This window comes from Lactobacillus sp. M0396 (genome assembly GCF_016101625.1).
GTDB lineage: Bacteria > Bacillota > Bacilli > Lactobacillales > Lactobacillaceae > Lactobacillus > Lactobacillus huangpiensis.
Window position 1 is genome coordinate 72025 of sequence record NZ_JACFQE010000004.1, and the last position, 24443, is coordinate 96467.

At 34.2% G+C, this 24443-nt stretch carries 24 protein-coding genes; 20 read left to right on the forward strand and 4 right to left on the reverse strand.

From position 1 onward, the window contains the following. Window positions 1-10 precede the first annotated feature (10 nt). From gatC to H3T43_RS06070, 4 genes are read left to right on the forward strand one after another with little or no spacing between them, the layout of a single operon-like run. Entirely contained in the window at window positions 11-313 is a 303-nt protein-coding gene (gatC, locus tag H3T43_RS06055) for an Asp-tRNA(Asn)/Glu-tRNA(Gln) amidotransferase subunit GatC (protein WP_198180909.1), read from the forward strand. After that, window positions 313-1752 carry an Asp-tRNA(Asn)/Glu-tRNA(Gln) amidotransferase subunit GatA gene (gatA, locus tag H3T43_RS06060; RefSeq protein ID WP_198213274.1) on the forward strand — a complete coding sequence of 480 codons (1440 nt, stop codon included), beginning with the start codon at window positions 313-315 and terminating at the stop codon, window positions 1750-1752. The genes gatC and gatA overlap by 1 nt, the downstream gene beginning before the upstream one ends. A 3-nt stretch (window positions 1753-1755) precedes the next feature. Further along, window positions 1756-3186, forward strand: coding sequence for an Asp-tRNA(Asn)/Glu-tRNA(Gln) amidotransferase subunit GatB (gene gatB, locus H3T43_RS06065; protein WP_034977233.1), 1431 nt, complete (start codon window positions 1756-1758; stop codon window positions 3184-3186). Between the two features lie 30 nt (window positions 3187-3216). After that, window positions 3217-4137, forward strand: coding sequence for a diacylglycerol kinase family lipid kinase (locus H3T43_RS06070; protein ID WP_198213276.1), 921 nt, complete (start codon window positions 3217-3219; stop codon window positions 4135-4137). A gap of 67 nt (window positions 4138-4204) precedes the next feature. Here the strand turns inward: H3T43_RS06070 and H3T43_RS06075 are convergent, their stop codons facing one another. Beyond that, a complete protein-coding gene (locus tag H3T43_RS06075; protein WP_045927725.1) occupies window positions 4205-4915 on the reverse strand; it encodes a Bax inhibitor-1/YccA family protein in 711 nt (236 codons plus the stop codon). 172 nt (window positions 4916-5087) lie between these two features. On the opposite strand from H3T43_RS06075, the gene rlmD reads away from it, so the two are divergent. From rlmD to H3T43_RS06100, 5 genes are all read left to right on the forward strand, one after another. Further along, a complete protein-coding gene (rlmD, locus tag H3T43_RS06080; RefSeq protein ID WP_198213278.1) occupies window positions 5088-6434 on the forward strand; it encodes a 23S rRNA (uracil(1939)-C(5))-methyltransferase RlmD in 1347 nt (448 codons plus the stop codon). 279 nt (window positions 6435-6713) lie between these two features. Then, on the forward strand, window positions 6714-7325 hold the full coding sequence (locus H3T43_RS06085; RefSeq protein ID WP_198213280.1) for a hypothetical protein: 612 nt from the start codon (window positions 6714-6716) through the stop codon (window positions 7323-7325). A gap of 219 nt (window positions 7326-7544) precedes the next feature. Then, entirely contained in the window at window positions 7545-7685 is a 141-nt protein-coding gene (locus tag H3T43_RS06090) for a hypothetical protein (RefSeq protein WP_198213282.1), read from the forward strand. A 226-nt stretch (window positions 7686-7911) separates the two neighbouring features. Then, entirely contained in the window at window positions 7912-8292 is a 381-nt protein-coding gene (locus tag H3T43_RS06095) for a YbgA family protein (protein WP_198213284.1), read from the forward strand. Beyond that, a complete protein-coding gene (locus H3T43_RS06100; protein ID WP_198213286.1) occupies window positions 8289-8651 on the forward strand; it encodes a TIGR02328 family protein in 363 nt (120 codons plus the stop codon). Before H3T43_RS06095 ends, H3T43_RS06100 begins: the two co-directional genes overlap by 4 nt. 135 nt (window positions 8652-8786) lie before the next feature. On the opposite strand, the gene H3T43_RS06105 is transcribed toward H3T43_RS06100, so the two are convergent. Together H3T43_RS06105 and H3T43_RS06110 are read right to left on the reverse strand one after the other, a co-directional pair. Further along, window positions 8787-9245, reverse strand: coding sequence for a DUF3021 domain-containing protein (locus tag H3T43_RS06105; protein WP_198213288.1), 459 nt, complete (start codon window positions 9243-9245; stop codon window positions 8787-8789). Further along, window positions 9242-9676: a LytTR family DNA-binding domain-containing protein gene (locus H3T43_RS06110; RefSeq protein ID WP_198213290.1), complete on the reverse strand. Its 435-nt coding sequence runs from the start codon at window positions 9674-9676 to the stop codon at window positions 9242-9244. Before H3T43_RS06110 ends, H3T43_RS06105 begins: the two co-directional genes overlap by 4 nt. A 362-nt stretch (window positions 9677-10038) precedes the next feature. On the opposite strand from H3T43_RS06110, the gene H3T43_RS06115 reads away from it, so the two are divergent. From H3T43_RS06115 to H3T43_RS06155, 9 genes are all read left to right on the forward strand, one after another. Next, window positions 10039-11331, forward strand: a complete 1293-nt coding sequence (locus H3T43_RS06115; protein WP_198213292.1) for a P-loop NTPase fold protein — start codon at window positions 10039-10041, stop codon at window positions 11329-11331. A 152-nt stretch (window positions 11332-11483) separates the two neighbouring features. Further along, window positions 11484-13061 (forward strand): type I restriction-modification system subunit M, encoded by a 1578-nt coding sequence (locus tag H3T43_RS06120; RefSeq protein WP_370520792.1) that lies wholly within the window; start codon window positions 11484-11486, stop codon window positions 13059-13061. A gap of 18 nt (window positions 13062-13079) precedes the next feature. After that, a complete protein-coding gene (locus tag H3T43_RS06125) occupies window positions 13080-14294 on the forward strand; it encodes a restriction endonuclease subunit S (protein WP_198213294.1) in 1215 nt (404 codons plus the stop codon). Window positions 14295-14312: 18 nt separating this feature from the next. After that, window positions 14313-17330, forward strand: a complete 3018-nt coding sequence (locus tag H3T43_RS06130; protein WP_198213296.1) for a DEAD/DEAH box helicase family protein — start codon at window positions 14313-14315, stop codon at window positions 17328-17330. A 215-nt stretch (window positions 17331-17545) separates the two neighbouring features. After that, entirely contained in the window at window positions 17546-18430 is an 885-nt protein-coding gene (locus H3T43_RS06135) for a restriction endonuclease (protein ID WP_045927737.1), read from the forward strand. 54 nt (window positions 18431-18484) lie between these two features. Beyond that, on the forward strand, window positions 18485-18790 hold the full coding sequence (locus tag H3T43_RS06140; RefSeq protein ID WP_198213298.1) for a hypothetical protein: 306 nt from the start codon (window positions 18485-18487) through the stop codon (window positions 18788-18790). Continuing rightward, window positions 18775-18942 carry a hypothetical protein gene (locus H3T43_RS06145; RefSeq protein WP_198213421.1) on the forward strand — a complete coding sequence of 56 codons (168 nt, stop codon included), beginning with the start codon at window positions 18775-18777 and terminating at the stop codon, window positions 18940-18942. The genes H3T43_RS06140 and H3T43_RS06145 overlap by 16 nt, the downstream gene beginning before the upstream one ends. A gap of 4 nt (window positions 18943-18946) precedes the next feature. Beyond that, a complete protein-coding gene (locus H3T43_RS09615; protein ID WP_370520794.1) occupies window positions 18947-19087 on the forward strand; it encodes a type II toxin-antitoxin system YafQ family toxin in 141 nt (46 codons plus the stop codon). A gap of 41 nt (window positions 19088-19128) precedes the next feature. Continuing rightward, window positions 19129-19614: a prolyl-tRNA synthetase associated domain-containing protein gene (locus H3T43_RS06155; RefSeq protein WP_198213300.1), complete on the forward strand. Its 486-nt coding sequence runs from the start codon at window positions 19129-19131 to the stop codon at window positions 19612-19614. A 70-nt stretch (window positions 19615-19684) separates the two neighbouring features. Here the strand turns inward: H3T43_RS06155 and H3T43_RS06160 are convergent, their stop codons facing one another. Continuing rightward, window positions 19685-20506: a MurR/RpiR family transcriptional regulator gene (locus H3T43_RS06160; RefSeq protein WP_109586028.1), complete on the reverse strand. Its 822-nt coding sequence runs from the start codon at window positions 20504-20506 to the stop codon at window positions 19685-19687. A 139-nt stretch (window positions 20507-20645) separates the two neighbouring features. Between H3T43_RS06160 and H3T43_RS06165 the strand changes: the two genes are divergently transcribed. Beyond that, a complete protein-coding gene (locus H3T43_RS06165) occupies window positions 20646-21347 on the forward strand; it encodes an N-acetylmannosamine-6-phosphate 2-epimerase (protein WP_198213302.1) in 702 nt (233 codons plus the stop codon). A 1-nt stretch (window position 21348) separates the two neighbouring features. Then, the gene (locus H3T43_RS06170) at window positions 21349-23412 is read left to right on the forward strand and encodes a glucose PTS transporter subunit IIA (RefSeq protein ID WP_232350290.1); all 2064 of its coding nucleotides are present in this window, start codon (window positions 21349-21351) and stop codon (window positions 23410-23412) included. Window positions 23413-24443: the final 1031 nt, after the last annotated feature.

Genomic DNA, 24443 nt, shown 5'->3' on the forward strand with positions numbered 1-24443 from the left:
GTATATTTGCGTGGAAATTACAGAAGATACAATTAAACACGTTGCGACTTTGTCGCGACTTGAAATCGATGAAAAAGATATCAGCAAAGTAACCGAACAAATGAGTTCGATTATTAATATGGCGGATCAATTGTCAGAAGTTAATACCGATGGCGTTAAGGAGACAGTGCAGGTTGTTGATCGCGATACTGTTTTTAGAGAAGATAAGCCTGAACACTGGCAAGACAGAGATGAATTAATGAAAAATGTTCCTGACCAAGCCAATGGCTTCATTAAGGTTCCAGTAATTATTAATAAGGATGAGGACGAGTAATGAATTATTTAAATGAAGATATTGACTCTTTAAATGAAAAGCTTGCCCAAGGAACTTTGTCTGCTGACAAATTAGTGCAAGATACAATTGATAATATTAAAAAAACAGATGATAAGTTGAATGCTTGGATTACTGTTCAAGAGGATGCAAAACCTGCAAGTGATCTTGATTTTGACCAAAACAAACTTGCTGGAATTCCAATTGCCATTAAGGACAACATTCTTACTAACGGTGTTAAAACAACGGCAGCTAGTCACATTCTGGATAATTATATTCCGATGTATGATGCGACGGTTATCGAAAGGCTGAAAAAAGCACAAGTGACTTTCGTGGGCAAAACCAATATGGATGAATTTGCGATGGGTTCTTCTACGGAGCACTCATACTTTGGCATCACCCATAATCCGTGGAATTTGGACAAAGTACCGGGCGGTTCATCTGGTGGTTCGGCAGTTGCTGTTGCCTCGGGTCAAGTCGTTGCTGCTTTAGGTTCAGACACTGGTGGTTCAATCAGACAGCCTTCTGCATTTAACGGTATTTTTGGTATTAAGCCAACATATGGTCGAGTTTCACGTTGGGGTTTAATTGCATTTGCTTCTTCATTAGATGAAATCGGTGTGATGAGTAAGCGGGCAAAGACCTCAGCTGAAGTTCTGAATGTTATTGCAGGTAGTGACGATCACGACTCTACTCTTTCAACTAGAGCAGTCCCTGATTTTACCAAATATATTGGTCAAGATGTTAAGGGGATGCATGTAGCAGTAGTTAAAGAATATATGGCTGCAGTAGATGGTGATATGCGTGCTGTTCTGCAAGAACAAATTGATGCTCTGGAAGAAGCAGGTGCTATTATCACCGAGGTATCTTTACCATTAACTAAATATGCAGTTCCCGACTACTATATCATTGCTTCAAGTGAGGCTTCGTCAAACTTGCAAAGATTTGATGGTATTCGCTACGGCTACCGTGCTCAAGATACTAAGAACCTACTAGATGTATACGTTAAGTCGCGTTCAGAAGGCTTTGGCGAAGAAGTTAAACGCCGGATTATGCTGGGATCCTTTGCTCTTTCAGCTGGCTCTTATGATCGTTTCTTTAGACAAGCATCTAAAGTGAGAACGTTAATTTGTGACGAATTTGATAAGATTTTCGCTGAAAATGATGTGATTGTGGGACCAACCACCACAACTCCTGCTTTCGGCATCGGTAGTGAAATTTCTGACCCAATTAAAATGTACAACAACGATATCTTGACAATTTCAGCCAACTTAGCCGGAATTCCTGCTGCCAGCGTTCCTGCTGGTTTAGTTGACGGAATGCCTGTAGGACTGCAGATTATGGCCAAACGCTTTGATGAAGGCAGCATTTTCCAAGTAGCTGACTTTATTGAAAGAACTAATAAGTTTTATGAAAAAACACCAACTGGAATGGAGGATTAACTGATGAATTTTAAATCAACGATTGGGTTCGAAGTTCACTTTGAATTAAAAACTAAAAGTAAGATTTTTTCACCTTCACCAGTAAGTTATGGTGCAAAGCCCAACACTGAAACAAATGTAATTGATTGGGCAATGCCGGGTGTTTTACCTTACGTTAACAAAGACGTTTATCGTTTAGGAATTATGGTCGCATTGGCCACACATGCTCATATTTTGCCAACCACTCATTTTGACCGGAAAAATTACTACTATCCAGATAGCCCTAAGGCTTATCAAATTACCCAATTTTTCCAACCACTAGCTCGTGATGGCTACGTTGAAATTGAATCTCACGGTAAGAAAAAGCGTATCGGCATTCATGAAATGCACATCGAGGAAGATGCCGGCAAAAATACTCATGGTACAAACGGGTATTCATACGTTGACTTAAACCGTCAGGGTGTTCCTTTACTTGAAGTTGTTTCTGAGCCAGAAATTGCTGATCCTGATGAAGGATACGCCTACCTTGAAAAATTACGTAAAATTGTTCAGTTTACAGGAGCTTCTGATGTTAAGATGGAAGAGGGATCAATGCGTGTTGATACCAACATTTCTATTAGACCTGCCGGTCAAAAGGAACTGGGTACCAAAGTTGAAATGAAGAACCTGAACTCATTTGAACATGTGCGTAAATCTTTGGCATATGAAGAAAAGCGGCAAGCACAAGTTCTCCTTTCTGGCGGTCGCGTGCAACTTTCAACTCGCCGTTTTGATGAAGCAACTGGTAAAACTGTTTTGGAACGTGTCAAAGAAGGCGATGCTGATTACCGTTACTTCCCTGAACCTGATATCGCACCTGATCATATTAGTCAAGAATGGATTGATGAAATCAAGTCAACTTTGCCACGCTCAGCCGAAGAACGTTACAACCAATATGTGAATGAATTTGGTTTGAAAGAATATGATGCAAATGTTCTTCTGCAAACCAAAGAAAGTTCAGACTTCTTTGATCAAACGGTTGCTGCTGGAGCTGATCCACAACTTGCTGCCAATTGGATGAATACCCAAGTTAATGGTTATTTGAATGATAATCGCGTTGAACTTGCTGATATTAAGTTGACACCAGAGCATTTGGCTGCCATGATTAAGTTGATTAAAGATGGCACGATTTCTTCTAAGATTGCTAAAAAGGTTTTTGCAGAGACAATTGCTAATGGTACCGATCCTAAGAAATATGTTGAAGACAAGGGTATGGTGCAGTTATCTGATACCAGCGTCTTGGCACCTATGGTGAAAGAAGTTGTTGATAACAACCCACAATCAGTAGAAGACTTTAAGAACGGTAAAGACCGTGCAATTGGCTATCTTGTCGGCCAGTTGATGAAACAGACCAGGGGCAAGGCAAATCCAAAGGTAATTAATAAGTTACTGAATGAAGAATTGCAGAAGCGTTAAGTAAGTTTTGAAATAATAAGGGTAGAAATTATGACTGAAAAAGCAAGATTGATCTATAATCCTGTATCTGGTCACGAACAGATGCCTAAAAATGTCGCGGATATATTGGACGTTTTGGAACAAGCTGGATATGAGGCAAGTGCCTTCAGAACTACACCAGAAAAGCAGAGTGCGCAAAAAGAAGCAACTCGTGTAGCTAATGAAGGTTTTGAATTGATTGTTGCCGCTGGTGGTGATGGCACTATCAATGAAGTAGTAAACGGCATTGCTTATTTAGAGAAAAGACCTAAGATGGCAATTATTCCTGCCGGTACAACTAATGATTATGCTCGTGCTCTACATATTCCACGAAATGATATTGCCGAAGCGACAAAAGTTATTCTCAAAAATAAAACTCGTAAAATGGACATTGGTCAAGCGACTTTTGCCAAAGATATTCAGTATTTCGTCAATATTGCAGCTTGTGGCTCACTAACCGAATTAACTTATGGAGTTCCTTCAGAAGTAAAGTCTGCTCTGGGTTATACCGCCTATTTAATTAAAGGTGCTGAAATGTTGCCTCATTTAACTGAAAATGAATTGCGTCTGACATATGATGAGGGCGTGTATGAGGGCAAGCTTTCAATGTTATTGCTCGGAATGACTAATTCTATTGGTGGTTTTGAACAAATAATGCCTGATGCTGAACTAAGTGATGGTTTATTCCAACTAATAATTGTTAAGCCGTCTGAACCAGTAAAGTTGTTAAAATTAATGGCTTTAGCATTAAACGGCAAGCATGTTGATGACCCTGACATTATTTACACCAAGACGCGTAGTTTAAAGATTGAGTTAATTGGTAAAAGCAAGGGAGAGAAGTTGCCGGTTAACCTTGACGGTGAAATTGGCGATTATTGTCCTGTTACCTTTAAAAATTTACAACAACGAATTGAATTTTTCGTTGGTGAGTAATTAAAACACAAAGAAAGAGCAACTACCGTTAATAGTAGCTGCTCTTTTTACTTGTTAACAAAATCTATTAGTTGCGGCTATTGCCACTGCCACCAAAGATTTCCAACAAGAACATAAAAATATTAATGAAGTCAAGGTAAAGTTGCAATGCACCAAGAACTGCTAAACCATTAGTTGAAACTTGATCACCGTAATTACTGTAAATTGCTTTCATTCTGTTAGCATCACTGGCAACTAAGCCCGTGAAAAGAATGACACCGATAAACGAGAAGACATAGGTAACGGCAGGGCTACGTAAAAACATATTAACTACCCAGGCAACAACGAAACCAAGTAAAGCGGCACTCAAGTATGAATTCCAGTTGCTAAGATCTCTTTTAGTGAAAGTACCAAATAAAGCCATGGCAATAAACACGGCAGCTGCTGAAACAAAAGCAGAGGTGATTTGGGTGCCGGTATAAAAGCCGGCAATTAAGGCAAATTCAAAACCATAAATTGCTGATAATATCGTTAACATCACTAAACTGGCAACTGGATTGCGATCAGCTTTAAAACTAATACCCATTGATAAGCCAAAAGGTACAAATAAGATGAGCCACATCATAGCCACTGGCATGTTCATCACAGCGCTTCTGAATACGGTCATTGTTAAGTAAGCTGCTAACGCAGAAATCAGCACGGCACCACCCATGAGAGCATACATTTTAGTTAAAAAAGTATTAGTTTCGGAGATGGTGTGGATTTGGCGCCTATCTGAATTGGTATCATAATTATTCATGAAAAACGTCCTTTCTTTAATTTATTAGTATTAAAAGTAACACAGACTAAAGTAAGTGTGAAGGGAAAAAACTGAAATTAATTCAATATTAAGAATAGGAATGTACATTACTTTTGCTTGGATTTTTAGTAAAATAGATATATTAATCAGTGTTTGTAAAAAAGGACAAAATATGGAAAAGAATCAAATAATTGAACTTGAAATTACCGACTTATCATATGAAGCTATGGGAGTAGCCCGTTATGAAGGGATGACGGTATTCGTTAACAATGCTTTACCGGGAGAAACGGTAGAAGCCAAGATCTTAAAAGTCAAAAAGAGTTTTGCTTTTGCTAAAATCGAGCAAATCGTTAAGGAAAGTCCCGACCGGGTTAATATTAAGCTCAACCAGTGGGTTCAAACCGGCTTGGCATCTTTAGCACACGTTAAATACGATAAGCAACTGGAATTTAAACGTAATCAAGTAGTAAATTTATTGCAAAAAGCACATTTAGATGATGTAAAAGTGGGAGACACCTTGCCTAGTCCAGAACAAACTGGCTATCGCAACAAGGCACAAGTGCCGGTTCGTGACGTTAAAGGCCAGCTTGAAATTGGCTTTTTCAGAAAACATTCACATGATTTAGTGCCACTGACTAATTTCTTTACTACTGATCCTGAAATTGACCGCGTTTTAGTTGCTGTGCGTGACATTTTAAGACAATATCGTGTTCCAGCTTACGATGAAATTCATAATCAGGGTGAAATCAGATACTTGGACATTCGCCACAGTAAAGCGACTGGTGAAATTATGGTCATCTTGGTTTGTCTGCACAAGGATTTTCCGCAACTACCTAAAGTGGCTGATGCAATTAAGCAAATCGAGGGTGTAACTAGTCTTGTCTTGAATTATAATCCGAAGAAGACCAACGTTATCTTGGGTAAAGTTGATTATTTGATCTTTGGTAAACCACAAATTACGGATCAAATAGGTGATGTTAAGTTTAAGATTTCCCCTGAAAGTTTCTTTCAAATTAATTCACTGCAAACTCCCCGCTTATATGATTTAGCTATCAAAAAAGCTGATTTAAAGCCTGATGATATCGTGATTGATGCTTATTCTGGTATTGGAACTATTGGTTTAAGTGTTGCTAAACACGTTAAATCGGTCCGTGGAATTGAAAGTGTGTCTGACGCGGTGAAAGATGCCAATAATAATGCTAAGTTGAATGGTATCAATAATGCCAAATACGTGACTGGTAAAGCTGAAGAGGTAATGCCAAGATGGGCTGCTAAGGGGATGAAAGCCGATGTTATCTTTGTTGATCCACCAAGAAAAGGTTTAACACCAGAATTTATTGAAGCAGCAGTAAAAACTAGTCCAAAGAAGATTGTTTATATTTCATGTAACCCCGCAACCATGATTCGTGACCTGCAAGAATTTATGAAGGATGGTTACACCTTTAGCCAAATCGATCCCGTTGACATGTTTCCACAAACACCACATGTAGAAGCAGTGACGGTATTGGAACGGGCTTAAAAATAGCTAATAAATATTTGTAAGATGACAAAATTGATATAAAATAATAAAGATATGACACAAATATCTTTTTGTAAAGTAAATGTGAATAAGTTTGGAAAAAGTAATTGAATAAAAGTTTAAAAACTGACGTTAGAAAGTTCTAATGTCAGTTTTTATGATGAAATAATTTTGATCAATCAGGAAAAAATAGCTTAAAATTAAAGTTATTAACATTAGTTATAAGCTATAGAAAAACAAGAGATTTTTATAAATAAGGGAAGATAGGATACAGAAGTAATGGATACTGATGATGAAAATTTAAGATCTACAAAAAACGTGAAAAATCTCACAAAAATAATTTCTCCAGATATTAAGTCTATTCAAGAGGCACTTAATTCAGGTGATGAAAAGCAACTTAAAGCTGTTCATATGGAAATAGATGGAAAGTATTCAGCTTATATTAAAAACTTTGGTCAGAGTATGTATGCTTACGATAAAAAATATGGATTTACTTATGAATATTTGGATAAAGAGTCATTAATTCATAATTTGCATATTATGAAAGGAAGGCTTACTGGATATGTTAATATTTTTAAAATTGATCAGAATTCCACGTTAATGCAAAATATTAACTTGAATGTTCCAATTAGCAATAAAAATGAGCAAAACATGAACTTTTCCTTCGAAAATGCAAAATCTCGGATAGAAAATTTGCCAGGTCTTAGTGAAAAAGATACTGAAAACGTGAAGTCTAGAATAGATGAGTTAGAGAAAATAAATAATTCTAAAATGTCAAAAAAAAGAAAATGGGAAAAGGTGAAGCCAATAGTCTTATTTGTATTGGATAAGGGTGCTGATGTTGCTATTACAATTATGAATTTAATACTTCAGATGAAGCTTGGAATGTGATTTTACATATTAATGTATAATGTGTGACCTTCTGGAACCATTTACAATATTGAGGTTATTGGAATGGTAGATCGAAAATAGTAGAGTTCCTTTGTAATAGCTAAAATTTGCAAATATTATTATCTTGCTGCTGAATAAAGGAGATATCAAATTTATCACGATCGCATTGATTACTTGTTATATGATTTGAAACATTACTTTATGGGTGAAAAAACGCCAATGCAAAAAGCCTATCAAAATAATAATACTAAGATTTGGCTTGATGCTTTTAACAATGATTTTCCAAATTTTGTTCAGGAAATGCACTTCGAAGATTTTGTTGATGAAAATTATGATGTGCTGGATATTGAATTTGGATAAAGAAAAGTTGTTACTGGTGATTTACAGCAACTTCAGAGTAAAGCTAAGAATAATATTGTCCGAAAACGATACATGAAACAGCTGTTAGCTTTGGACAAGCTGTTTTAATAAAATTAGTTTCATTCGTTTGTTGCGAAATAGTATTTAGTAATAAAATTTAGTTAGGAAGAATTTATTATTAATAAAACTATGTATGTAAATACTTGAAAAAGCAGGACAAATAAAAATGGATAAATGGCAAGAAGAATGGGCCTACAATAAATATTGGGTGATGGCTCATTCGCAACAGTGCTATGAGCAAATTAGGCTGCTAGCTAAGGACAACGAATGGTCAGAGCAAAAGAATATTGAATTTAAGGGTTTATTAGAAAAAGCTGCCAAGCAAACACCAACGGTTAAAACTTTAACCAACGCTTATCAACATGTCTGGGGCTACTTTAAGAAAATGTGTACGCCAGAGGAAAAGCAAACTTACTTACATTTATTGCAAAACTTATCACCACAAGAAGATAAATTAGGTCCATTTTTAAGACTTTTAGCTGAAAAGTATCAAGTTTCTTACTTATTAAATTCACGTTTAATTCAGGAGAATAAAGAAAAATTATGAGATTATGGCATCAAGACTTAATTTGGCGATTGCCTAGGCAACAGTTATTGGGGCAACACCGTGAAATTGCTGCTTTGCGCGGACGTGGCTGGGGTAAGCCCCATGCTACCGTTAACTATGTTTTTAAACATTCACCATATAAATTGTATCAATTTCATTTATTAGTATTAGCTGAAATGCAACGGCGCCATTATCATCCAGATCTTAAATGGTTTGATCCTTATTATAGAGGGCAGTATTGTCCTGAGTACGAAAGTTTACCAGCTATTCCGTGGACTGATCCAATTTACCCAGAGCACGATAATGCATATTTACAAAGTTGCTTAGATAATTTGCACCAAAAAGGAATAGATTTGTAATAAGTTTAGTTTGCTAAAAAGCGGAAGACTAACATTGAATGATGATATTTTCATAAATTTCTTTATTAAGAAGCGCAAGTAAAAAAGTTGAGCACTGTGATATGAATGCTCAACTTTTTTGCCATTGTAATTAGATTACTTTGTTTTGATTTTATGATTAATACTTGCAATTTCCTTTGCAATTTTATGGTAATTATAATACCAGCAAATTAAGTAGATGATGACGAAAATTACAGTAAATTTTGTAAAGTTAACCAAGTTTAACGAAACCCAACCAGCTAAAAGGGCCAAAAAAACAAACCCAAAATAGTAGGTGAAGAAATTTATAACCGTCTTCTTTAATAATGACCATTGGTTAATAGTGAAGATAAAACTGCCAAAACCGAAAAATATTCCAGTAACCGCCCAGAGAATAATTGAGACGCTAAAAGCATTGAGCAAATTACTAAATTTTGTCGTAAAAGATGGACTGGATGGAACGTAAACTGAGCTGTGTGATGCATAACTGCAAAAGATAGAAATCATTAAACCAATGAAGATGCCTCTAACGGCAAAATTAAACAAATAATTGATAAATCTCTTTGTGTTTTTCATATTCCTAACCTCTCTTTCAGGTTCTTAATATTTCTTCTTGATATTTGTACGCGATGCTTATTAGTCAGAACAACATCGATTAACCCATTATTAAGTAATTCAAGGTGGTCGATATGCTGATAATTAAATATAGCGCTGCGTGAAGCTTCAATAAAATAGTTCGGTAAATCTGCTTTCAAATTTGATAAACGATCATTATATGTAAGCTGCTGCTTTTCTGTAAAAACATTGATATCTCTGTTAGCAACCTCAAGTGAATAAATGTCTTCAAATTGAATTGGATAAATTTGAGATTGATAATGGCACCATAATGAATTTTCGGACTTTGCTAATTTTCGCAAAAGTTCATTAATTGCTGGTGTCATTTTTTTGATCCATAATTTACCGTGTTCTTCACTAATATTAGGATCGATGTGACAATTAATTTTCATTCCTGACGCTCCTTTCTGTTAATAAGTATAGTAGATGAATTTTATTTTTATCCTAGGATACTGCAAATGGTGGAATAAATGTCATTAATGGTTACAAAATTTGTGTTTCTGGCTAAAATTTAACTTTCTTAATTAAAAGAGAGTTTGAGTACATGAATATACTAAAGTACAATTTTGAGTAGCGTAAATAGTTATCTTATAATATAACTGATGATGTATACCATACAATTTTTCTTAAATTTTCAAAATTAGCACTAAACTAGTTTTAATCATTGGATTTGAGCTGTTAAGCCAATAATTTTGCTTTTATCTTTTGTATGGGACAATAGATTAGTTTAACATTTGTTTTAAAGAGGAAAAACATGAAAAGTGTAGACATGAAACCAACTGGTAAAAATATAATAAAATCTATTTGGGGTGATAATAACATACAAAGAAGGCGTAGCGCTTATAATTTTATAAAAATGCTTGATTTTCAATCTGGCTCAATTTCAATTGCTGTTGATGGTAAATGGGGTACAGGAAAAACTTTTTTTATTAAGCAATGTAAATTTATTCTAGATTGTTTGAATAATGAAGATCCTAATAAAGAAAATTTTGAAAAGTACAAGATAGAATTTGAAGCTGAAATTGAACCATACTTCCAAAAATTTCATTATTCTACAAAAATTAAATATAAAACAGTATATTTTGATGCTTGGAAGAATGATATTGACATTGATCCAATTGTTTCTTTGTCTAAAAGCATAGCTACAACGACTTTTAACATTAAAACAAAAGCCAAGAGCGTAGCTTTTAAAGCAGGACAGCAACTTGTCAGAATAGCGGTTGAACAAATTTCTAAAATTGATATTGGCAGTCTTTTAGATATATTTCAAACAGAAGAAAATACTGAAGCTCAATTTAAGAAAGAATTAGCTTCTTTAATACCTAAAGATGGTCGTCTCGTTATTTTTATTGATGAATTAGATAGATGTCGCCCAGTATATGCTGTTAAGCTGCTAGAAAGAGTACAACATTTTTTTGATAATGAAAAAATAACTTTTGTGTTTTCTGTTAATCTTTTTGAATTGAAAAATACAATACAGAAGCTTTATGGCTCTAATTTCAACGGCGATAGATATTTAGACAGATTTTTTGACTTTGTTATGGAAGTTCCAGAACCTTATTTTGAATCTGGTATTAAAAATTTAGAGAGATTTGGATATAAACTTAATTATTTTGATTATTGTAGTGATTTAGAAATAAAATATGGCTTAACCTATAGGGAAAGAAATCATTTTGAAAATAGAGTAAATACAGCTATTTATAAACATGTTATTAATGAAAAAAATGATTATCTAAAAAAAGAAAAATTTAAAAAAATAGATCTTTTTGTAATTCCATATTTAATTGCTTTGAAAATGGTTGATGGCCAAAAGTTTGAGGATTTTATGTCTAATAAAGATGGCACAGATTTTATAAATTTTTTGTCTGTAAATAAGACCTTTTTAAAGTTTGAAGAAATAAAAAGAAATGAAAAAAATGAAGCACAGAAATTATATGAAAGTATATTTTCTGAAAAAAATGATTATAAAAAACATATTAGTGAAGTTTTGAGTCTAGTTTCCGAATTTTCTGAATATAAAGATGAAGAAACTAAACCTACTCCATAGAATTAAGCTTATAAAAATTTATCTGATTGATATATCCAAAATGGTACAATTAAGTAGTAACTAATAAGTTAATTAAAATATTATTCAAAACTAAGTTCATTCATAAAAAGACAAAGGACTAAAAATCAAGATAGTTAAAGTGGGGGATAAAAGTGTCAAATACGACAACAAGTTTACAGCAAGGTCTGTTCAGTGCGGCAGACTCATTACGATCGAAGATGGATGCGAGTCAATATAAAAATTATTTATTAGGCACTGTCTTTTATAAATATTTATCTGATCACATGCTTTACAACGTTTTGGAATTGTTGTCAGATGAGCCTGATGGAACACTAGATGAAGCTCAAAAAATTTATGAAGATAACGCTGATGATGCAGAACTAGTTAATGAGTTGCGGGTATCATTAGGTTATGTTATTGAACCTGAATACACATATAATAGTATTTTAAATGCGGTCAACAATCATACTTTTCAGGTCAAGCAATTAGGGGATGCCTTTAATAAACTAGAAAGCTCGGACCAAGACTTTGAAGGGTTATTTGATGATTATGATCTATATTCCAAAAGTTTAGGAAGCACGGCGCAAAAAAGAACAGATACTATAGCTGGAGTTATTCAAGCAATTGGCAAAATAGAGTTGGTCAAAACTTCAGGCGATAGCCTGGGTGATGCTTACGAATATTTGATTAGTCAGTTTGCTTCAGAATCCGGTAAAAAAGCGGGTGAATTTTATACCCCTCAACAGGTTTCCGAGCTATTAACCCGTTTAACTTTGGTAGGTAAAGATTATTCAGCAGGAATGACGGTTTATGATCCTGCTATGGGTTCTGGTTCTTTACTCTTAAACTTTAAAAAATATGGTTCAGCTCATGATCGAGTTACTTACTATGGGCAAGAAATTAATACTTCTACGTATAATTTAGCCAAAATGAATTTGATTTTGCACAACATTGACCAAGCAAACAGGCACTTGCGGAATGGCGATACCTTGGACGAGGATTGGCCAGCTGAGGAAGCCAATAACTTTGATGCAGTTGTTATGAATCCACCATATTCATTAAAATGGTCAGCAAACAAGGGCTTTTTGGACGATCCTCGTTTCTCACCGTATGGAGTTTTGCCACCTAAATCGAAGGCTGATTATGCTTTTTTACTTCACGGTTATTACCATTTAAAGCATAGTGGTGTAATGTCTATAGTTTTGCCTCACGGTGTTCTTTTTCGTGGCGGTGCTGAAGGTAAAATCAGACAAAAGCTCCTTGAAAATGGTGCTATTGATGCAATTATTGGTCTGCCAGCAAATCTGTTTTATAGTACTGGTATTCCAACTGTAATTATTGTTCTTAAAAAAGATAAGCAAAACCGTGATGTCATGTTTATTGATGCTTCTAAAGGTTTTGAAAAGGTTAAAACGCAAAACAAATTACGTGAAGAAGATATAAATCGGATTTTATCTACTTATACTGCACGTCAAGATGTTGAAAAATATGCTCATTTGGCAAAATTTGATGAGATTAAAGAAAATGATTTTAATCTAAATATTCCACGTTATGTTGATACTTTTGAAGAAGAACCACCAGTTGACGTGCAAAAACTAGTTGCAGATATGGCTAGCATTACAAAAGAAGAAAAAGAAACCACTGATGAAATTAAGCATTCTTTGGATGAATTGGTTGGTACCGATCCAAATGCTCAAAATATACTTGAAAAGTTGAAGAACATTTTATAAGTGAATAGGACTAGAAAAATGAGTAATAAAAATCGTGTGCCTAATATTAGGTTTATGGGTTTTAAAGGTGAATGGGCAGAAAAAAAATTTATAAATTGTTTGGCAAAAATTATTGACTTTAGGGGGAAAACACCAAAAAAACTTGGTTTAAGTTGGTCTAATAATGGTAAGTATCGGGCTTTATCTGCTCTTAATGTAAAAAATGGCTTTATAGATAAAAACATCGATGTTCATTTTGGCAATTATGATCTATATAAAAAATGGATGGGTAATACGGAGCTAGAAAAAGGAGACATACTTTTTACTACCGAGGCACCTATGGGCAATATAGCTATTATTAAAGATGATGAAAAATATATTCTTAGTCAACGAACAATTGCATTTAGAGTTGATGAAAAAAATATTAATGGTTCTTTTCTTTTATATAAATTAAATACAGTTTCGACTAAAAATAAGTTAATGAGTTTGTCTACAGGTGGTACTGCTCAAGGTATTAGCCAAAAAAATCTATCGTATTTATTTATTTCAGTTTCTAATGATTTGAATGAGCAACAAAAAATCGGTGACTTTTTTAGTAAGTTAGATAAGCTACTTGATTTGCAGCAGCAAAAGATCGACAAGTTGGAGCTGCTTAAAAAGGCTTTGTTACAAAAGCTATTTCCTAGACATGATGCCAAAATACCTGAATTGCGATTTAAGGGGTTTGAAGGAGATTGGAATGAAAAAAGGCTTAATTCTATTACAAAAAGGTTAGATAACTATCGGAAACCAATAACTGCCAATAAGCGATTATCTGGTCAGACACCTTATTATGGTGCTAATGGCATTCAAGACTATGTTAAAGGATATACTCATGAAGGAGAATTTGTTCTAATTGCTGAAGATGGGGCAAACGACGTTAGAAATTATCCTGTGAGATTTGTAAAAGGCTATATATGGGTTAATAACCATGCACATGTCCTGCAAGCTAAAGTTGGTACTTCAAATAATTTATTTCTTGCTTATTCTTTAAAGAACAGAAATTTGTTGCCGTATTTAGTTGGTAGTGGACGAATGAAGCTAAACGCAGATGTATTAATGAATTTACTTCTGAAAATTCCCGATTTGAATGAACAACAAAAAATCGGCAATCTTCTATCTAAGGTTGATCAATTAATCGAATTAGAAAATAAGAAATTGCAAAATTTTCAACAAGTAAAAAAGTGTCTTTTACAAAATATGTTTGTTGAATAATAGGGAAAGGAGACAAATATGTCAGTGGCAGCAGTTAAAGAAGCTCAAATGGAAAAAACTTTAATTGAGCAATTAACTCAAGGTATTAATCAATGGCGTTTACGTGAAGATTTAAGAACAATTCCGCAATTATGGGCTAACTTTTTCCAGATCCTTGAAGATAACAACCGCGATCAACTTCATGATGTTCCACTAACACAAAATGAAAAGGAAACTATTCGTACGCAAATAACCCAGCCTAATTTTTACCAAGCTGCCAAATTTTTGGCTGGTGCTAACAGGCAGGTTAGGCACCACCTAAAACGTGATGATTCCTCTTTACCAGATGCCGATTTATTGATTTTAGATAACACCAATATTGCTGGTGGAACTTCCGTTTATGAAGTGGTCCACCAAGTAGAAGTTAATAAGTCGAGCTTGTCACCACTTGATCAAGATAGGCGCTTTGATGTTACTCTCTTGATTAACGGCTTACCCCTAATTCATATTGAATTGAAGACACCGAATTTTCCCTTTATGGATGCCTTTCGTCAAATACAAAAGTATATAGATGAGGATAAATTTGGTGATATCTATAATTTTGTAGAAATGTTTGTTGTCACCAATGGTACTAATACTCAGTACATTCCTGCTGGGCAAAATTTACGTGCTAATTTTTTGATTTCTTGGATTAATCAAGACAAGCAACAAGTTAATGATTACTTAGATTTTGCTCGTGATGTCTTATCCATTCCGATGGCGCATCACATGATTGCTGACTATACAGTTTTAGATGACAATGCTCAGAGAATCATTCTGCTGCGTCCCTACCAAATTCAAGCAATACGAGCAATTTTCCAAGCATCGCGTGAAGGAAAATCTGGCTTTATTTGGCACGCTACGGGTTCAGGTAAAACCCTGACTTCCTATAAAGTTGCCCGTAATTTATTACAAATACCAGCTATTGATAAGACAATCTTTCTAATAGATCGTAAAGATTTGGACATGCAAACTGTTTCAGCATTTCAAACTTATGCAAATAATGACACGATTGACGTGGATGAAACAGCGAATAGTTTTGAATTGGCTAAGCAATTGGGTGATGGCAATCGCAATGTGATTGTAACTACCAGACAGAAATTGCAAACGATATTTAAACGAATGGAAAATTCACCTGAAATTGCTAAAAAATATGAAAAGCTGAAGGACTTAAGATTATCTTTTATTGTTGATGAATGTCATAGAGCAGTTACGCCAACTCAAAAAAGAGAACTAGATCGATTTTTTAATCGTCAACCATTATGGTATGGCTTTACCGGTACCCCAATTTTTGCGGAAAACGCACGGGCTGAAAATGGACAAGATGCCCGCACCACAGAGCAACTTTATGGTCCAATATTACATAAATATACGATTGAAGACGCAATTCATGATAAAAAAGTACTTGGTTTTAAAATAGATAATGAAGGAAATTCAAATCAAACAGATAACGAAGATATTTATCTCACAGATGCTCACATGAAGGCAGTGGTCAAGCAAATTTTAGATTTAGCTTATCGTAAACAAGGTCTTAGCAATGGCCACAGGTATTCCGCACTGTTTTCAACATCTTCTATTAAACAAGCGCAGAAATACTATCACTTGTTTAAAGAGGCAATTGCCAACGGTGAAGTGCCTAATCGTATTCAAAAAGTGGCACCGGATTTTCCCCGCATAGCTATTACGTATTCAATCTCTCAAAACGAAGATGAATCAATGGTTAACCAAGCAGAAATGAAACAATCATTGGATGACTACAATAAAATGTTTAATACCCAGCTTTCTATGACTGATATTCCTAGTTATAATCGCAATGTCAATGATCGTTTAGCATGTAAAAATAAAGCATATCAAACACGAGACCAACAACTAGACATAGTGATCGTAGTTGATCGGTTATTGACTGGATTTGATGCACCAAGATTATCCACACTATATCTTGACCGACCACCAATGAATGCCCAAAACCTAATACAAGCCTTTTCAAGAACAAACCGTATTTATGATGATGGCAAAAAATGGGGTCAAATAGTAACTTTCCAATATCCTAATCAGTATAGTGATGAAATAGATAAAGCGTTGACACTTTATGCGAATGGTGGTACTAATGGCGTTCTTGCTCCGGACTGGAATACGTCACGTAAGCGTTATGTACAAGCACGTAAAAAACTGGACAAATATGTCGATAATCCGCAAATATTGGCTGCACTTATTGATGCCCCTAAAAAAGAACAGAAACAGTTTGCTGAAGCTTTTCAAAAATATGATCAGGCACTTGCTGCTATTAAGACTTATGATGAGTTGGATAAACAAGATGAACTTCCTGTTTCTACACAAGTTAATGTTGATGATATCCCACCTGAAATAGAAAACACTTTAGAAGGTACATACCAAAATATTATCGATAATTTAAAAGCAGAAAATAAAAATGTTGACGACCCAGTAGACCTTGATCTTGATGAAGATTATGAGCTTGAATCTATTCATATTAAAGAAGTGGATGAACGCTATATTATGTCACTCATTCAAGATTATATTTCAACAGCGAATCAGCAAAGCCAACAAGTAAATGTTGCACAAAAGTCTAAAGATCAAAGTGAGACTTCACAAGTTGGTAACTACATTGATCAGTATGCTAAAACTAATGAGCCACGTGCGAACCATATTCGTTCGATTTGGCAAGATGTTCAACTTAATCCTCAAAAATATTCTGATCAAAAAGTTGAAGATGTATTAGAAAATTCTATCAAACAGGAAAATAAAAAGATTTTAAGTCAACTTGCGGACGATTTTGGTCTTGATTATGGCAATTTGAATTATGTTGTTAATAATTACCAGCCTGATGAAATTAATCATAAAGGTATGGGAGATTTGGTAAGTAAAAGATATTTTGATAGGTTCAAAGAGACTCATCCTGATAGTAAATTAAAGAATTGGCTTAGCTGGAAGACTGAGGTACGCGAAAAGGTTAAGGTAGTCTACAATACAAAGATTAAACCTTTAGAATCTGAAGAGTAACAAATAACCTAGTACCAATTTTTTAAAAAACTTTGACTTAAAAATAGTTAAAAGCCTATATTTGAGTATTGGATTATCATTTATCCAATACTTTTTTGCTAATTCGATTTTTGAAAAAACTTTAATTAGTATAATTTTTCTTACATAGTCTGTTTGAGTATATATGAGCTTCAAATTATAATAAGAGTAAGCATCTAACTAGGAGAATAAAGTGAATGGCTAATCGACAAATTAATATAGAAAATGTAACTATGAAAGAAATTCTGATTTCAATGCGTCGTCTTGGTGGTCAGGTAACAAGGCGTGAAATTTGTTCAGATATTCGTGACAATTCCACCGCAATTTCTGAACAAGAAGTGAATGAAGTTAAGGTATCTAAGAAAACTGGTAATAAGTATAAACCATTTGACTATACATTTAATTATGCAGTTATGTATTTAGTAAGAACTGGTTTTTTAACTGAAGATGATCATCAAGTAGAATTATCTGAAAAAGGTCGTAAAGTTAATCTCGATATTTTTAATCCGGAAAAGGATGTTCGTCCCTTTTTAGAAGATAATAATTCTCAGGAATTAAAGAAAAAAAGCTTGTCTGAAATTGATTCTGCTAAGGATTCAACGGATGAAGTCACAGAAGAAGATCAGTGGAGACAAGATTTGTTAGATGCTCTGATGAAAATGAGTCCGAAAAAGTTTGAACTTTTTTGCCGCGGTTTACTTACCAAAATGGGGATCGACGTTGATAAGACGATTGGCGTTAACTACGTTGCTGACGGTGGTCTTGATGGTTTTGGCTATGTTCGTTCAAATGATTATCGGACTACCAGAGTAGCTCTACAAGCAAAACGCTGGCAATCCAATGTGCCCGCTCCTGAAATAGATAAGTTTCGCGGAGCAATGGATAAATACAACGCGGAATTTGGCATTTTTATTACGAATTCTGATTTTACTCGCGGCGCAATTAAGACAGCACGTCAGGGCACCAGAATTATCACTTTGATTGATGGTGAGGAAATCTGTGACCTGGTGGCAAAATATAATTATTACGTGGAGCCTGTAACTACGTATCGGTTGAAATCATTTTATACTGATAAAGATTAAACAACCTTTATGTTAACTGATTTATCGTTATTGCTTTACAGATAAGGTGATACTATGTCGACTATACAATTTGGAATTAGATTAAATAAGAAAGAAAAGCAAGAATTAGATGATAATGCCAAGCAAATCGGCTTGACGGCTGCTACGGCAGTTAAAATGCTTATCTCTCAGTTTAACCATGATAAAGGATTTAGTTATCCTGTAAATCGTAAAGAGGATAATACATCAGATACAAATTTACCTTCCGAAGTTGAAAAGGCTATGGTAATAGCTAAAGCTGAAGAGTTAGGATTGATTAAGGATAGTAGTATTAAAGTAGATAATCTAGATGATTGGAAAAAGCGGTGGACAGAAAATTAAAATATGAAGTGCGTTTTGAAAAATCTTTTGTAAAAAGAATGGATAATTTACAAAGTATGTTTAATCTTTCTTCTGTTGATACAATGGATGCAAGGATGACAATTATAGATGCAGTTGAAATCCTAGCTATTGAAAAAATATACTGTTCATAAAGTTTTGAAAAAACTCTGGAGTGAATACCACGAATTTCATGTTCTTAATGATTTATTAGTAATTTATTATCAGGTGGATGCCAAAAAGCGTTTAAGGATGGTAACTATCACCAATCATAAGGAACTTTCTACTGGTAAGTTATGAAGTAAGATTCAAAATAGCATCTTTTAAGAAAATAACACCAAATGAACAAAAGCGAAACATTATATTACCTTGATCAACACGGAATTAAATACGAAATAGTAGAGCACCAGGCTGTTTACAATATGGCAGAAATGGAAAAAATTGCTCTGCCACATCCTGAAGCAGATGCTAAAAATCTGTTTGTGAGGGATGACAAGAAACGTAACTACTATCTTTTGACTATTAAGGGCGATAAAAGAGTCAACTTACAGCAATTTCGTGAGGAAAATGGCACTCGCAGACTTAGTTTTGTCTCACCGCAAGATTTGAAAGAAAAAATGGATTTGGAACCTGGCTCAGTTACACCTTTAGGTCTATTAAACGATCCTGAGCATGAAATACCGTTTTACCTTGACTCATACTTTAGTCAGCAGCCTAGAATTGCTGTTCATCCCAACGACAATACAGCTACTATTTGGCTAGATCAGCAAGACTTGCTTAAAGTCATAAAAGGTTTGGGTAATCCTGTTAGGGTAGTAAAGATGTAACTTTTATTCTGAATATTATAAAAGATGGTAAATCTAAAAATAGATTTACCATCTTTTTTTATAGCAACTATTAAATTTCTTTTTTTAATATTTCTGGTAGGACTTTTTCCTTAATGGAATTGCTATCAATTTTAGTATAAATTTCGTACCCGCGTGCTAACACATCGCACAGATAAAGTTGAGAAACTTGTCCGGCTACAGAACCAATATTTATAAATTCTCCCACTGCTGTTTGTAATTGAACGTCGCCTAAATTTGCTATGGGCGAGCTCAATTCATTAGAAATAGTAATGATTTTTGCTCCGTTCTTTTTAGCTAGTTTTAAAGAGTCATATGTATCTTTGGTATGACCCGAAAGAGATAGGCCAATAACAACATCTTTTTTTGTTAGTAATGAACTAATTTGTACTTGAATGTGGGGATCAACTTCGGCATGCGCTATTAGACCTATCCTTAACCATGTTTTAGCAAAATCTTTTGCTGACTCTCCGGAATGCCCTAGGCCAAATAAATAGACTCGCTTGGCTTTAGCGAGTATCTTAACCGCTTTAAGTAAATTTTGGGGAAATAACAAACTTTTAGTTTTGTTGATTGAATCGATTAATAAGTTTGCACTTTCAATATAAAAGTTACTATCCGCACTAGTGGCAGCCAATTTATTCTGCGAAATTGATTCTTGTGCTAAATAAATTTTTAGTTTAGAAAAGCCTGAAAAGCCAAGTTTCTTGCAAAGGCGAATAATGGTAGCATCGCTTGTGTCTGAAGCTATAGCCAATGATTTTATTGTATCGTAAATTACTTGTTCTGCGTGACTAGCAATGTAATTAGCTAATTTTACTTCAGATTTGGTCAACTCTTTTTTGTTCTCATTAAATAATTGAATAAAATTCATTTCTTAAAAAGCCTCTTTCGCTAATGAGTAAATTATATCATCCTTTTTCAAGAAAACGATTGCATTTCCCGCCAAAAAATAATATCATACTTTATGAAGTAAAACTTCAAAAAATAATATTAATGGAGTAAAAATACATATGGAAAAAGAAAAGTTTATCAATAAGATTCATAAGGGATTGATTGTTTCTTGCCAGGCTTTACCCGGAGAACCTTTGTATACTGAAAAAGGAGGGATAATGCCTCTTATGGCGAAGGCTGCTGAAGAAGCTGGTGCGGTAGGTATACGTGCAAATTCAGTACGTGATATTAAAGAAATTCAAGCTATGGTTAGTTTACCTATAATCGGAATCATTAAAAAGGACTATCCACCTGAAGAGCCGTACATTACACCAACGATGAAAGAAGTAGACGAATTAGTTGAAACCAAGGTTGATGTTATAGCTTTTGACTGCACTTTACGTCCTCGGCATGACGGACAAACCATTAATCAATTTATCAAAGAAGTTAAATTGAAATATCCGCATCAGTTAATGATGGCTGATATATCAAATTTTGAAGAAGCACAGAACGCTTATGAATGTGGCGTAGATTTTGTTGGTACTACCTTGGCTGGTTATACAGCTGAAAGTGAAAACAAGTCTGGACCAGATTTTCAATTAATTAAAAAAATTGTGGATGCTGACCTGCCACTAATTGCAGAGGGTAAAATTCATACTCCAGCTGAATTAAAAAAGGTAATAGACCTTAATCCGCTTGGAATCGTAGTTGGTGGTGCTATTACCAGACCTCTGCAAATTGCTAGGACGTTCACTTCAGTATTTAAAAAAGGGAGAGAATAAAATGACTAAAAATAAGAGATTCACTGCAATTGGTCAGTGGTTTTCCCAATTAGGGCAAGCTTTCATGTTGCCAATTGCTATTTTGCCGGTTGCCGGTTTATTGTTAGGACTTGGCGGAGCTCTAACAAATGATGCGGCTGTTTCAGCTTTTCCAGTTTTAAATCAAGTTTGGTTACAAAATACATTAAAAATAATGAATTTTGCTGGTAACGCAGTTTTTAGTAACTTGGCTTTAATCTTTTCGATTGGTTTGGCTGTTGGTTTAGCTAAAGGTGATAAGGGTACTGCCGGTTTAGCAGGTGGTGTAGCTTATCTTGTATATACTGCGACAATTTCCGGTTTGCTACAATTGTTTAACCCTAAAAATACAATTGACACCGGTGTTTTAGGTGCAATTGTAATTGGTTCCGTTGTTGCATACTTGCATAATCACTATCGTAAAATTCAATTGCCACAATTTTTAGGCTTTTTTGGCGGATCAAGATTCGTACCAATTATTTCTGCAATTGCTGCTATAGTTATCGGTGCAATATTTTACTTAATCTGGCCCCCAATTCAAGGTTGGCTGACTACTGCAGGACATGCAATTGCAGCAATGGGCAGTTTTGGTAGTTTCCTGTACGGATTTTTATTACGGCTGACCGGAGCCGTCGGTTTACATCATACTATTTATCCGATGTTCTGGTATACGGCACTCGGTGGCACAGCAGAAGTAGCTGGAAAAACCGTTGTCGGAGCGCAAAATATTTTCTTTGCCCAATTAGCTGATCCAAATTTCCATGGTTTATTTACTTATGGTACTCGGTTTTTTGCTGGACGTTTTGCAACCATGATGTTTGGCTTGCCTGGAGCTGCTTTAGCAATGTACCTTTGCCTGCCAAAAGCTAACAGGAAAAAAGATGGTGGATTGTATCTTTCAGGTGGTCTTACTTCTTTTCTTACAGGTATTACCGAGCCTTTAGAATATTCATTTCTATTTGTAGCTCCTTGGTTATATTTAATTCATTCATTTCTTGATGGTTGCTCATTCTATCTTGCAGATATTATGAACATCAGAATTGGTAATTCATTTTCTGGTGGATTAATAGATTATCTGCTGTTTGGTGTTTTGCAAGGAAAAGATAAAACAAACTGGCCTAATGTATTAATTATTGGGGTTATTTGGTTTTTCCTCTATTTCTTTGTTTTCACTTTTTGTATTAAAAAATTCCACGTCAATATTCCTGGAATGCAAACTGAAGTAGATAATGACGTTGAAAGAAATGATCACAAATCAGGAAATGCCACCAATCTACATACAGAGTCTGAGCAAATTATTGCAGCTTTAGGTGGAGCTGAGAATATAAATACTATTTCTGCTTGTGCTACCAGATTAAGAATTTCACTTAAAGATAACAGTCAGGTTAATGAATCTGTATTTAAAAAATTAGGTTCTCCAGGTGTTTTAAAAGTTGCTGGTGGACTTCAAGTTATTTTTGGTGGTAAAGCCGATCTTTATAGTCAAGAAATAAATGATTTGCTTGCTCATCCTGAAAGAATAAATGAAACCACAACTAGCCATGATGCTGAAGATAATACAGTAAGTGAAAATAATAAAATGACAATTGAATTTACTGCACCCGTTAACGGTAAATTTAAATCTTTAGTTGATGTTGATGATGAAGTCTTTTCTAAAAAAATGATGGGTGAAGGTTTTGCAATTGAACCAAGTGATCAACATATTTTCAGTCCAGTAGAAGGTAAAGTTGTTTCAATTTTTAAGACCAAGCATGCAATTGGACTTAAAACGAAAGACGGTCTGGAGGTATTATTACATATGGGAATCGATACTGTTGATCTGGCAGGAAAACCGTTTACTATTAAAGTCAAAGAAGGAGAGAAAGTTTCTCCAAAAATTGAGTTGGCTGAAATGGATCTTGAGCAAATTAAAGCAAGTGGTAAAAAGCCAACAATTATTACAGTAATTACAAATTCAATAGATCATGTTATACAAGCAGGTGACGATGCTAAAACAGGCGATAAGATTCACGTTCAAGATAATGTTTATCATGCTTTAATCAAATAAGTCAAATTAGTAGTTAAGATGATATTAGTTAGCAAAAGATTGGTCGTTTGTTGATTGTGATTTTATTTTTAGCTAGTATTAAAAAGATATATTTCTCAAGTTAGATTTTTTAAGATTAATGTAAATTAAAAGCTATTGTGTCGTTAAATGCATACAGTTATTTGTTTGTATATATTAACAAAATAAATACCACTAAATTATTAACAAAAGGTAAATATTTTTATTTATGAATGTAATTGGTTAAATTATATCAACTTTCATTGTAGAATCTTTTTCGTTGCCGTTAATCTCTGGTCAGGACTAGGATATTGCTTTTAAAAGCACCAAGAAATTAAGACCTGAACGCAGCCAATAATGGTAACGAATCTGATGTTAAAAATATAGTTATCAGTTTAATCTTGACATTAATTAAACATTTAAATCATTGTTAATTAAGTATCTTTCTTTCTTGTGTATAAACCTAATTTCTCAATAAACTGTTGTTTTAGTTAGAATAATTAATATTCATTTAATCATTGAATGGTGATGGATTTCATCAGTTTAGTTTTTATTTGAATTTGCTAATATCTCATCAACGTTGAAATAAAATAGCGGATGATTAAAGCAAAAAGTTGAGGCTCTTGCCTTTTACATCTTTCAGGAAAAAGGATTGTTAGTTAATCAATTAAGCTAATACTAGTTACAATTAGTAGAAAAAACGCATATGAGTAGGGATAGATTAATTATTAGCATTCTGGCTTAACGACTAAAAACAGTGGTAATCAAAACTAATTTAAAGTCGTAATTGGAGGTGTGGCATCAAAGCGGTTATCGATTACCTGTTACTAAAATTTTACCTAGCATAAACTTAAAAAAAGCAATATCATCAGGTTAAACAAAATAACTATTATAAAAGCATCAGAAAAGTAAGGCTATGATGATAAAATTTTTTACCATTCTTAGCCAAATAGTTAATGCTATACCCCCAAGTGAACTGCCGATTCTTCATTTTTACTTCATGGTGTTGACATAATTAATAAATAATGATAGAT